Origin of the sequence: Couchioplanes caeruleus (genome assembly GCF_003751945.1) — a bacterium.
Classification (GTDB): domain Bacteria; phylum Actinomycetota; class Actinomycetes; order Mycobacteriales; family Micromonosporaceae; genus Actinoplanes; species Actinoplanes caeruleus.
Genome location: NZ_RJKL01000001.1, coordinates 6,602,572 through 6,614,861, shown reverse-complemented (window position 1 = coordinate 6,614,861; position 12,290 = coordinate 6,602,572). Strand labels below are relative to the sequence as shown.

The 12,290-nt window shown below is 73.6% G+C and carries 6 protein-coding genes; 5 read left to right on the top strand and 1 reads right to left on the bottom strand.

Going from position 1 to position 12,290, the window contains the following annotated elements:
- Positions 1-149: 149 nt before the first annotated feature.
- The 5 genes from EDD30_RS29680 (at position 150) to EDD30_RS29660 (ending at position 10,397) form a co-directional block, all read left to right on the top strand.
- Entirely contained in the window at positions 150-1,574 is a 1,425-nt protein-coding gene (locus EDD30_RS29680; protein WP_071809445.1) for a multicopper oxidase family protein, read from the top strand.
- Positions 1,575-1,595: 21 nt separating this feature from the next.
- The gene (locus EDD30_RS29675; RefSeq protein ID WP_071809444.1) at positions 1,596-2,366 is read left to right on the top strand and encodes an SDR family NAD(P)-dependent oxidoreductase; all 771 of its coding nucleotides are present in this window, start codon (positions 1,596-1,598) and stop codon (positions 2,364-2,366) included.
- A gap of 60 nt (positions 2,367-2,426) precedes the next feature.
- Positions 2,427-7,649 carry a diguanylate cyclase gene (locus tag EDD30_RS29670; protein WP_244945448.1) on the top strand — a complete coding sequence of 1,741 codons (5,223 nt, stop codon included), beginning with the start codon at positions 2,427-2,429 and terminating at the stop codon, positions 7,647-7,649.
- Positions 7,646-9,925: a putative bifunctional diguanylate cyclase/phosphodiesterase gene (locus EDD30_RS29665; RefSeq protein ID WP_123678574.1), complete on the top strand. Its 2,280-nt coding sequence runs from the start codon at positions 7,646-7,648 to the stop codon at positions 9,923-9,925. Before EDD30_RS29670 ends, EDD30_RS29665 begins: the two co-directional genes overlap by 4 nt.
- Before the next feature lie 67 nt (positions 9,926-9,992).
- A complete protein-coding gene (locus EDD30_RS29660; protein WP_211277834.1) occupies positions 9,993-10,397 on the top strand; it encodes a nitroreductase/quinone reductase family protein in 405 nt (134 codons plus the stop codon).
- Positions 10,398-10,619: 222 nt separating this feature from the next.
- On the opposite strand, the gene EDD30_RS29655 is transcribed toward EDD30_RS29660, so the two are convergent.
- Positions 10,620-12,209, bottom strand: a complete 1,590-nt coding sequence (locus EDD30_RS29655; RefSeq protein WP_084556522.1) for a GGDEF domain-containing protein — start codon at positions 12,207-12,209, stop codon at positions 10,620-10,622.
- Positions 12,210-12,290: the final 81 nt, after the last annotated feature.

The following is a 12,290-nucleotide window of genomic DNA, read 5'->3' as shown; positions in this document are numbered from 1 at the left end:
AGGTACGCGTAGAGCCCGCCGGCGATGGACGTCACGGCAGATCACTATGCCGCACCGGCGCTCCCACGGGCCTTCGAGCGGGTCTCGAGAGCCGCGCGTCACGGTGATCCACAGTGTCCCACCGTACGAGCGAAAGGAGCGCGGGTTCCATGCCCACCAGACGCACCGTGATGAAGGCGGGCGGGGCGGTGCTCCTGCCGGCGGCCGCGTACGGTACCTCCGCCCTGGCCGCCGCGTGGCCGAACGAACGCGGCGCGAGGCCCGTCCGCGCCGAGGTTCCGGAGCCGTTCTCCGTCCGAATGCCGCTGCCGGCCACGCTGAAGCCGGTGGCCCGCAGCTCGACCACCGACTACTACGTGATGACCGCCCGCAAGGCGAACGCCCAGATCCTGCGCGGCGCCACGACCGAGATCTACGGCTACGACGGCCAGTTCCCCGGCCCGACCATCCGCGCCAGGGCCGGGCGCCGCGTCGTCCTCGCCCAGACCAACCAGCTCGACATGGACACCGCCGTCCACCTGCACGGCGGCCACACGCCCCCGGCGAGCGACGGCTTCCCGCTGGACGTCATCGCCCCCGGCAAGACGCGGATCTACGAGTACCCGAACCGGCAGCAGGCCACGACGCTGTGGTACCACGACCACGCCCACCACATGGAGGCGGAACACGTCTACCGCGGCCTGCACGGCTTCTACCTGATCGAGGATCCCGCGGAGGCCGAGCTCGGCCTGCCGTCCGGGGAGTTCGACGTACCGATCATGCTGCGCGACGCCCGGTTCGCCGACGACGGCAGCCTGCACTTCGTCGCCGAGGACTTCCAGAACCGCACCACGATCCTGACCAACGGCCGACCGCAGCCGTACTTCCCGGTGGCCGCCCGCCGCTACCGGTTCCGCTTGCTCAACGGCTCCAACCTGCGCTCGTTCGTGCTGCGTCTCGGCGCCGGCGAGGAGATGGCCCAGATCGGCACCGACGGCGGCCTGCTCGGCGCCCCGGCGACCACCCGCGAGATCAGGATCAGCCCCGGCGAGCGCGTCGAGGTCGTCGTGGACTTCACCGGGCGCGAGGGCTCGCAGGTCATCCTCGCCGACGACCACGCGGGGCCGGTGCTGCGCTTCGACGTGGGCGCGCCGGCCTACGACGCCAGCCGCGTGCCCGCCGTGCTGCGGCCGCTGCCGCCGCTGGGCGAACCGGATGTCGTCCGGCAGATGAGCCTGGGCATCGACCCGCAGGACTTCACCTTCAAGATCAACGGCAAGGTCTTCGACCCGCACCGGGTGGACACCACGATCCGCCGCGGCGACACCGAGGTGTGGGAGGTCACCAACGGGGACACGTTCACGATCCCGCACAACTTCCACATGCATCTCGTGCAGTTCCGCGTCCTGAGCCGCAACGGACGGCCGCCGGTGCCGGCCGAGGGCGGCTGGAAGGACACCGTGCCACTCCAGCCGGGCGAGACCGTACGGCTCCAGGCCACCTTCACCGGCCCGGCGGGTCGCTACGTCTACCACTGCCACCTGATCGACCACTCGTCGCACGCGATGATGGCCACGATGGAGATCGTCGATTGATCGGTCGCTACCGTATGGCGCATGATCGACAATTCACGGGTGGCGGTCGTCTCCGGCGGAGCGACGGGCATCGGTCGCGAGGTCGCCCGGACGCTGGCCGGCCACGGCGACCGGGTCGTCATCATCGGGCGCCGGGCCGGGCTGCTGGATCAGGCCGCCGAGGAGACGAACCGGGCGCTGGGCGCGCACCGGGTGATCCCGGTCGCGGCGGACCTGACGGATCCGGCGCAGGTCCGGCGCGCCGCGGACCGCATCGCGGAGCTCGGGCCGGTCGGCGTGCTGGTCAACAACGCGGGCGCGATCATCACGCCGCCGGCCGACGAGGGACTCGAGGCCCTGGCCGCCGCGTGGCGTCGTGACCTGGACACCAACCTCATCACCGCGGTGCTGCTCACCAACGCCCTGCTGGAACACCTCAGCCGGCCCGGCGGCCGGCTCATCTTCGTGAGCTCCGCGGCCGCGCAGCGGGGAGGCGCCGGGTCCCACTCGGCCGGGTCGTACGCCGCGGCGAAGGCCGCGCTGCACGGCTGGGCCCTGGGGCTGGCCCGGCAGCTCGGCGGGGACGGCATCACGGTGAACGTCCTGGCGCCCGGCTACATCCAGGACACCGACATCTTCGCCGGCCGGGACACGCCGGAGTTCGTGGCCGCCAAGATCGCCGACACCCTGGTCGGCCGGACCGGGACGCCGGCGGACGTGGCGGCGGCCATCAGGTACATCGCCTCCGCGGACGCCGGATATCTCACCGGGCAGATCATCGGCCTCAACGGAGGTGCCGTGCTCGGCCGGTGAGCCCCGCCTGAATGGCTCAACCATCGCCCGCTCGTGTCGATGACCTCAAACGGAGGACAAGTGACGGGGCGGTCGGAGATGAGCGAAGCGCAGCGTCCGGAGTCGGTCCGGCGGCCCGCAGAGCTGACCGGTCTCGACATCGAGGCGGAGCTGGGTCGTGGCGCGTTCACGACCGTGTTCCAGGTGCGCCGTGGCGACGAGCGGTACGCCCTGAAGCGCCCGCGCGGCGAGGCGGCCGACGCGCCGGACACGATGCTGGCCTTCTGCCGCGAGGCTGCCCTGCTCGCCTGCGTCGATCATCCCGGCGTGGTCCGGGCGTACGCGGCCGGCCGCCACCAGGACGGCCCGGCGCTGGTCACCGAGCTGCTCGACGGCCGGTCCCTCGCCGATCTGCTCGCCGACGGTCCGCTGCCGCAGGAGCGGGTGGTACGGCTCGCCGCGGAGCTGGCGCAGGCGCTGGCCGCCGCGCATCGCACCGGTCTGGTGCACCGCGACATCAAGCCGCACAACGTCATGGTCCCCGCGCACGGGCCGGCGAAGCTGATCGACTTCGGCCTGGCAACGCTCGGCCAGGATCTGGACACCGCGGACAAGACGGTAGGTACGTTCCTCTACTGCTCTCCGGAGCAGTCCGGAATGCTCAAGCGGCCGGTGGACGGCCGTTCGGACCTGTACTCCCTCGGGGTCGTGCTGTTCCAGTGCCTGACCGGCCGCCCGCCGTTCTCGGCCGCGGACGTCGGGGAACTGCTGCGCCTGCACACCACCGCCCCGGTTCCGGGGCTCGGACCGGAGATCGACCCGGCGCTGGCCGAGGTGGTCACCCGGTTGCTCGCCAAGGACCCCGACGACCGGTATCAGAGCCCGACCGCCCTGCTCACCGCGCTGCGCGCCTGCGCCGGCGGACTGCGGTCCGCACCGGTCGACGCCGGGGCGGGCCGGTGGCCGTTGTTCGGCCGCGGCGCCGAGAGCCGGCAGCTCACCGAGCGGTGGCTGCGTGCCCGGGCGGGCGCCGGCGGCGCCGCGGTCGTCCGGGGTCCGGCGGGCTCGGGCCGCAGCAGTCTCGCGGCCGAGGCCGCCGCCGCGGCCGGCGCGACGGTCCTGCGGGGCCGGTGCGCCGAGGGCGAGGAGGTGCCGCTCGGCGGGCTGCGCGCCGCGCTCGAAGGGCACCTCGACGCCGTGGGCCGGATGGAGCAACAGGAGCGGGACGTCGCCCAGGAGCGGATCCGGACCGCCGCGGCTGCGGCGGGACCGGGTCTGGTCGCCGGCCTGTCGCCCCGGCTGGCCCCGCTGCTCGGCGACGCGACCGCGAGCGACAGCCGTGACGACCGTCTGCTGGCCGCGGTCGCCGTCTTCCTCAGCGAGCTGGCCCGCGTCGGCGAGGGGCTGCTCCTGGTCCTGGACGACGTGCAGTGGCTCGACACGGCGAGCCGGCGCGTGCTCGCCATGCTCGACCCCGAGCTGGCCACCCTGCCGCTGCTCGTCCTGCTCACCGAGCTCGACGGCGCGGCCCGTCCGCTCACCGAGCTGGACGGGGCGCTGGACACGACGGTGCGCTGCGAGCCGCTGGACGCCGACGCGACGGCCGCGCTGATCGCCTCCCGGCTGCCCGGCGCCCGGGTTCCGGACGGCCTGAGGACGCATGTCGCGGCCCTGGCGGACGGTTCGCCGCTCGCGATCGTCGCGTATCTGTTGCAGTTGGTCGACGCAGGTCTGCTGGTGCCGCTGTGGGGCGAGTGGTATTTCGACACCACCGGTGCCGAGGGTCTGCCCGTCGCCTCGGACGCCCGCTCGTTGATCGTGACCCGCCTTCAGGGGCTGCCGGGCGACGTCTGCGAGGTCCTGGCCGCCGCGTCGGTCGTCGGCGGCCGCTTCCGGCAGGAAGTGCTGACCGCCGTGTGCGGCCTGAGCGCCGGGACCGTCGCCGCCGCGCTCGGCACGGCCGTGCACCGGCGGATCGTGGAGATCGGCGACGGCGGCCGGTACGGCTTCGTGCACGCCGCCCTGCGCGACACCCTGCTGGCCGACGTCGCTCCCAAGCTGCGGCAGCGGCTGCATGCCGCGGCCGCCGCCGCCCTCGACCTGCTGCCGCCGGCGCTGCGCGACACCGATCACGAGTACGTTCTCGCCCGCCACCACCGTCACGCCGGCGAGGCGGCCGACCCGGACGCGCGGCGCCGCAGCGCCCTCGCCGCCGGCCGTCGTGCCCTCGCCGACCAGGCACCGGCCGACGCGATCGAGTACCTGACCGACATCACGGGGTCCGAGGGCGCGGCCGGTAGCGAGGTCCTGCACCCGCTCGCCGTGGCGTACCTGCGGGCCGGCCACTTCGCCGACTGCCGGCAGACGCTGGACCGGGCCCTGGCCACCGAGACCGACCGGCAGCGCCGCGCCGAGTTGCGCACGACCCTGGTGGAGCTGCACCACACCACCTGGGCCGACGAGCGGGCCGTGCAGGCGGCGACCGAGGCGCTGCACGAGCTCGGCCGCCCGCTGCCGGCGAACAAGCCGGTCCGGCTGCTGTCCACCCTCGCCCTCGCGGCGGCCGGCGCGCTCGTGCGCCGCACCGGCATCGGGTACGGCACCGCGAAGGGCCGCCGCCGCGACGACCTGGCCGCCCTCGCCGCCGTCCTGGACGCCGGCGGATACGCCGCCGCGCTCGGCATGCGCCTGCGCGAGGCCGCCGTCTTCACGCTGCGGGCGCTGTACGCCATCAACCGCATCGGCCTGTGCCCCGAGTACGTCCGGGTGTACGCGCTGATCGGCTACGTCACCGCGATGCTGCGCCTGCACGGCACGGCCCAGCGCTGCCTCACCCGGGCCACCCGGGACGCCGAGAAGCTGCGGGACCCGCAGTTGATCGCGTACGTCGAATGGGTCCTGGGCCTGGCACAGCTCTTCGCCGGCATCGACGACGGCAGCACCTACGAGCGGGCCCTCGCCCGGCACTCCCACTGGTTCCACCCGGCGCAGATGCTGCCCGGGATGGCCACGACGGCGCTGCGGCTGATGCTGCGCGGATACACCCGCGAGAGCAAGGCGGACTACGAGCGCAGCCTGCAACGGCTGGTCGACCCCAGCCAGGTGTACGGCACGTCGTTCAGCATGCTGGGCGTCTTGATCCCGGCCCAGTTGGGCCTGCCGGCCGAGGCCGCCGCGGTGGACGCCGCCATGCGCGAGGCGCTGCCGCCGGGGATCGCCACGCCCGTGCAGCGCGCCAACATCGCCACCGCCTCGCTCTGCGCGGCGGTGGAGGAGGGCGAGTTCGGCGCCCGCTTCGACGAGATCGTCGCGGAGTTCGAGGGCCTCAACCTGAACAAGAGCGAGCTCATGGCCCAGCTCAAGTGGTTCTACGTCTGGCGGGCGCACGGCCGGATGGCGCAGGTGCGGCTGGCCGACGAGGCAGAGCGGCCGGCCCGGCTGCTGGCGGCGGAGCAGGCGACGCGGGAGCTCGGCCGGGTGGCGAGCACCGTGCTGCTGCGCACCGGCCACCGCACCGCCCAGGCCGCGCTGCTGCACCTGCGCGGCGAGCACCGCAAGGCCATCGTGCTGGCCGACAAGGTGGAGCGGGACAGCCGCGCGCTGGACGCACCGCTGGTGACGTTCGAGGTGGCCCGCATCCGGGCCCGGGCTCTGCGCGCCCTCGGGCACACCGGCGAGGCCGAGCGGCAGGCCCGGATCGCCAACCTGCTGGCCGAGACGTACGGCTGGGAGCACCGCCGCCGCCAGGTCCGCATGGAGTTCGCCATCGACGACGCTCCGTCGCACCCGAAGCGCGTTCTCAGCGACCTCGACTCGCGCACCGGGCGCAACCGCCGCCTCGAGGCGCTGCAGCAGGTCAGCGCGGCCGGCGCGACGGTCCTCGACCCGCAGCGGCTGGCCCGGGTGGCGCTCGACGAGACGCTGCGCATCCTCGGCGCCGAGCGGGCCCTGCTCTTCCTGGTGGACGAGGCCGGCGCGACCGTGCCCTTCGCCGGGCGCGACGCCGCCGGCAACGACCTCGACACGGTGACCGACTACGGCTCCACGCTGGTGCAGCGGGTCATCGAGACGGGGGAGGCCCTGGTCGTCGCCGGCACCGAGCAGGGTGCCGCCCTCGGCTCGCAGAGCGTGGTCGTGCACGGCCTGCGCAGCATCATGGTGGCGCCGGTGCAGTTCAAGGGCCGGATCCTCGGCGTCGCGTACCTGGACAGCAGGATGGCCCGCGGCATCTTCACCGAGGACGACGTCGAGGTGCTCACCGCGATCACCAGCCACGTCGCGGTGTCGCTGGAGACCGCCCGCGCGGCCCAGCTCGGCCTCGCCGTGCAGACCGCCCGTCACCAGCAGCAGCTCGCCGAGACGCTGCGGTCGAGCCTGGCGGAGCTCAGCGCCATCCTGGACCCGTCGCAGGTGCTGCACCGGTTGTTCGCGACGCTGCACACCCACGTCGGCGCGACGGCGGGCGGGTTGCTGCTCGCCGGCGAGGCGGGGCTGGACATCGTGGCCGTCGCCGGGTCCGCGGACCCCGCCCTGCACGGCTCGTGGCTGGCGGACGGGGTGGACCCGATGCTGGCCGCCGCCCGTGTGGCGGACACGCCGGTGACGCTGCCGGCCAGCCCGGAGCTGCGCGAGCGGCTGCTCGGCGACGCGGAGGTCGCGCTCGCCGTACCGCTGGTGTCCCACGACGGCCTGGTCGGGGTGGTGCTGCTCGGCGGAGCCGGCTTCGACGACACCGCCCGCGAGATCGCGGCCGCGCTGGCCAGCCAGGGCATGAGCGCGTACGCGAACGCCGGGCTGTTCGCCCGGGTGCAGGAGCTGGCGACCACGGACGAGCTGACCGGCGTCAACAACCGCCGCCACTTCTACTCCCTGGCCACCACGCTGCTGAACGCCGCCGCCCGCAACGGCCACGAGTTGGCCGCGGTGATGCTCGACATCGACAACTTCAAGGCGGTCAACGACACGTACGGGCACGGCGTCGGCGACGACGTCATCCGGGAGGTCGCCCGCCGGGTGACGCAGAGCATCCGCTTCTGCGACGTCCTCGGTCGCTACGGCGGGGAGGAGTTCGCGGTGATCCTGCCGGACCTCGACGAGAGCGGCCCGAACCTCGCGGAACGGATCCGGGAGGCGATCGCCGCCACCGCGATCCCGACCCGGGACGGCGCACTGCCGGTGACGGTGAGCGTCGGGATCACCCACCTTCACCCGGAAGACGACGGGCTGGATCAGGTTCTCGCGCGCGCCGACCACGCGCTGTACCGGGCCAAGCAAGGCGGCCGCAACCGGGTGGAGCAGGCATGACGAGCATGACGTTCGAGCCCGGTCGCAGCGTGGCCGCGTTCATCGAGGCGATCTCCGGCACGTCCGACGTCGTCTCGGCCGCGGTGGCCGCCGTCGACAGCATGGCGGCCGTCCTGGCCGCGGACACGGTGGCGATCCTGCAGGACCGTGCCACGGTCGCCGTCCAGGGCGTTCTGGACGCGGAGATGCCCCAGCCCCGGGTGCCCGCGACGGGTGCCGCATGCGAGACCATCGGCGCTCGGTCCGTCCTGACCGTGGCGATCGGCCGGCACACCGGCCGGCGGCTGATCGCGGTGCGCGACGGCGGCTCGCCGTTCGTGGACGCCGAGGCCGACCTCGCGACCGGGCTGAGCGCGGCACTGGCGCTACAGCTCGCCGCCCTCGACCACGTCGCGGAGCAGCGGCGCTACGCCGGCGGCGACGCCGAGGCGGCGGCGCAGGACGCGCGGACCGGCCGGATGCTGCTCGAACAGCTCGCCGTGGTGCAGCGGGCGGTCGCCCGCCGCGCGCCGCTGAACGAGATCTTCGACGCGATCACCGCGGGCGCACGGTCCCTGCTCGGGGACGCCATCGCCGCGCTGGCGATGCGCGAGGGCGACGACCCGGACATGCTGCAACTCGCCTCGACGTGCGGGTTCCCCGACGAGGTGCGCCACCGCCTGTGGCGGGCACCGCTGAACGCCGCCGGGGTCACCGGCCAGGCGATCCGGCGCGACGAGGTCGTCGTGTTCGACGGCTCCGCGCAGTCGCCGGAGACCGCGGACGACGGCATCGAGGCCGGCGTCCAGGCGGCCATGGCGGCTCCGGTACGCCACCACGACAAGGTGGTCGGCGGCCTGTTCGTCGCCTCCCGCCGCCCCGACCGGGTCTACGGCCCCGCCGACCAGGCGGTGCTGACGGCGTTCGCCGAGCACGTCGGCGTCGCCATCGAGGCGGCCCGCGCGGTGGACGGCCTCTACCAGGCGTTCCACGACCCGCTCACCGGGCTCGCCAGCTCGGCGCTGTTCCGCAACCGGCTGGTGCACACGATGGCGCTGGCCGCCCGCGAGAAGAGCCGGGTGGCGGTCGTCCTGTTCAACCTGCACCGCTTCAAGACGGTCAACGACACCTTCGGCCACGCCGCGGGTGACCTGCTGCTCACCGGCGTGGCGGAGCGCCTCTCCGCCGGTCTGCGCGCCACCGACACGCTGGCCCGCTTCGGCGCGGACGAGTTCGCGATCCTGCTCGCCGGCGTGGAACAGGCGGAGCCGGCGATGGAGGTCACCGAGCGGCTGGCCGCGTCCCTGCGCCGCCCGTTCTGGATCGGCGGCCGGGAGGTCACGATCGACTGCACGGCGGGCATCGCCTTCAGCGCGCTCGGCGAGCGGGACGCGGACGCCCTGCTCCAGGGCGCGGATCTCGCCCTCACGGCGGCCAAGCAGGACGGCCCGGGCTGCATCGAGATGTTCCAGCCCGGCATGCAGGTGGTTCGCGCCCGGCGCGCCGGGCTGGAGATGGACCTGCGCCACGCGGTGGAGCGCGACCAGTTGGTGCTGCACTACCAGCCGATCGTCGACCTCAGCGACGGCCGGGTCACCGGTTGCGAGGCGCTGGTGCGCTGGGCGCACCCCGAGCGCGGCACGGTGTCGCCGCTCGACTTCATCTCGCTCGCCGAGGAGACCGGCTACATCGTGTCGGTCGGCTCCTGGGTGCTGCACGAGGCGTGCCGGAAGGCGGCGGAGTGGAACCGGTCGCTGCCCGGCGCGGGCCTGCACATCACGGTCAACCTGTCGGCCCGGCAGATCCGCCGCCCCGACCTGCCCGACCTGGTGGCGGGCGTCCTGCGGCAGACCGGCCTGGCACCGGAGCTGCTGACGCTCGAGATCACCGAATCGGTCCTCGTGCACGACGTCGACGCCACCGTGCACCAGCTCCACAAGCTGAAGGCGCTGGGCATCAAGCTGGCCATCGACGACTTCGGCACCGGGTACTCGTCGCTGGCGTACCTGCGCCGGTTCCCGGTGGACATCCTGAAGATCGACAAGATGTTCGTGGACGACATCGGCGTCGAGACCCCCGGCGCCTCGCTCACCCCGGCCATCGTCGGCCTGGGCCGCACCCTCGGCCTGGTCACGGTGGCGGAGGGCATCGAGGACGCGAGCCAGTGGAAGCCGTTGCTGGACAGCGGATGCGACCAGGGCCAGGGCTACTACTTCGCGCGGCCGCAGCCGGCCGAGGACGTCGAGAAGCTGCTCTTCGACGCGTACGGGAGCCGCGTGGTCGGCACCCTCGGCTAGGGGACTGTCCCGCGGGCGCGAATCTTCGTATCCTGACCCGGTGCCGCCAGACATCGCATTGAAGGCCATGAATGCCATTCACCGCGCCATCCTGAGGGTGAGCCGCGGGCGCCTCGGCTGGCAGGTCGCCGACATGACCGTCCTCGAGCTGGTCACCACCGGCCGCCGCACCGGGACGCCGCGGGCGGTGATGCTCACGTCCCCGCTCACCGACGCCGAGGCGTACGTCGTGGTCGCCTCCCGCGGCGGCGACGACCACCACCCGGCGTGGTTCCTCAACCTCCGCGACAAGCCGCAGGTGGAGGTGTCGGTCGCCGGCGGACCGCGCCTGCCGATGGTGGCGAGCATCGCCACCCCGGACGAGCGCGCCCGCCTCTGGCCACAGGTCACGAGCCGCTACCGCAACTACGCGGCCTACCAGAAGCGCACCACGCGCGAGATTCCTCTGGTCCTGCTCCGCCCCTCGACCTGAGACCGCCGGGGCTCGCGCTGCGCGCCCTCGGCCCGCGTCGCCGACCGGCAGCCACCCGCCCTCGGCGAGGGACCTGTCATGAACCCTGACGTCGATGCGGTACCGCCGCGGCGTCCGGAGCCGGGACCACCGCGGCCACGCGCTCACTGTGTGCCATGCCCCACGCTCCCGAGCGGATTCACGGCCGACACCATCCAGTGCAGAGGAGATGGGCGCCGCGGGTCAGACGTCGGCGACGACGCGGTCGCGGCCCTCGCGCTTGGCGACGTACAGATTGCGGTCGGCCAGGGAGAGCAGTGACGAGGGCGAGCCGCGGCCGTCGTCCGAGGTGGTCACCCCGATGCTGGTGGTCACCGGCATGGCGCCGGTGATGGGTTCCCAGGCGTGCGCGCGGATCCGCAGGCGCAGCCGCTCGCAGCGGTCGGCGGCCTCGTCCGCCTCCACATCGGGCATGATCAGCAGGAACTCCTCGCCGCCCATCCGGGCGGCGATCGTCGGTCCGGTCGCCGCCTCCAGCAGGAGCCGGGCGATCTCCTGGAGCACCACGTCGCCGGTGCCGTGCGACAGCGTGTCGTTCACCCGCTTGAAGTAGTCCAGGTCGAGGATCGCGACCGAGATCGGACGGCGCCCCACCAGCGCCTCGCCGAGCAGGGCGGGAAGCCGCTCGTTGACGTAGCGGCGGTTGTAGAGGCCGGTCAGGGCGTCGCGGTGGGCCATCTCCCGGAAGTGCTCGCTCGCGCGCCGAGCCTCGGTGGCCTCGAAGACCGCCTGCAACGCCCGGGCCCGTGCCTCGCGCTGCGCCGAGTGCAGGGCGGTCGCCGACTTGTGGAAGGCGAGGTGCTCGTCGTACGCGTCCCGGAAACGGCCCGTGGCGGCGTAGAGGGCGGCCTGCTCCTCGCGGGCCTGGGCGCGTACCCGGTCGAGGCCACGCTCCTCGGCGATCCGCACGGCCTCGTCGAGGGCCTGCTGCGCGGCGGCGTAGCGGCGGTTCAACCGGCGGGCCTCGGCGAGGGTGAGCAGGCCGACGGCCGGCGCGTCGCCCTCGTGCGATTCCACCTTCGACCCGCCGCCCTCGAGCAGGCCGCTCAGCGTCTCCTCGGCGGCGTCGTAGCGCCCGCCCATCATCTCCACGCGGGCGATGGTGTCGAGTTCGTGCGCGCTGAAGTTGCGCGGGCTGCGGGCCTGGGCCTCGCGCATGTGCCGGACGAGATCCCGGGCGGCGGCCTCGTCGTCGTTCTCGAAGGCCGTGTACGCCATGTTGTTGAGGATGTTCATGGTCAGCTCGAGGTCGCCGACGGTCGTGGCGATGTGCAGCGCCTCGCGGAAACGCCGGCCGCCCTCCGCGGTGGAACCGCTCTCGTCGAGCGCGATCCCGAGCGCCATGAGGTGTCGCGCCCGGATGTTCTGCGGCTCGTCGTCGGTGAGGTGGGAGTAGCACTGGACGGCGTGGGTGAGCCCCTCGGAGAGGTCGCCGATCTGGCGGTAGAAGCTCGACAGGATCCGGTGGGCCCGGGCGAGCAGGAACGGGTGATCGTGTTGCTGGGCCCAGGCCAGCACCTGGTGTGCCCACCGCCCGCCCCGTTCCAGCCGGCCCTCGCGGACGAGGACGTCGGCGCGCAGCAGCTTCGCCCGCACGGCGAGGTCCTGGAAGCCGAGGGCCTCCGCCCGGCGCTCGACCGCGGCGGCGGGCACGGTCACGCTGCGGAACCAGGACACGGGGCGCTTCTCGAGCTCCTCGAGGGTGGCTTCGAAATGCGCGCGCGTGTCGTCGGCCAGGGTCCTGCCGGACACCTCTGCCGCCTCGGTCGTCACAAGCGCTCCCCGCCCTCCCGGTCGATCCCCCGGGGTCTTCGGTATGCGGCTTTGATCGGACGCCGACCGTGATCGCTGAGA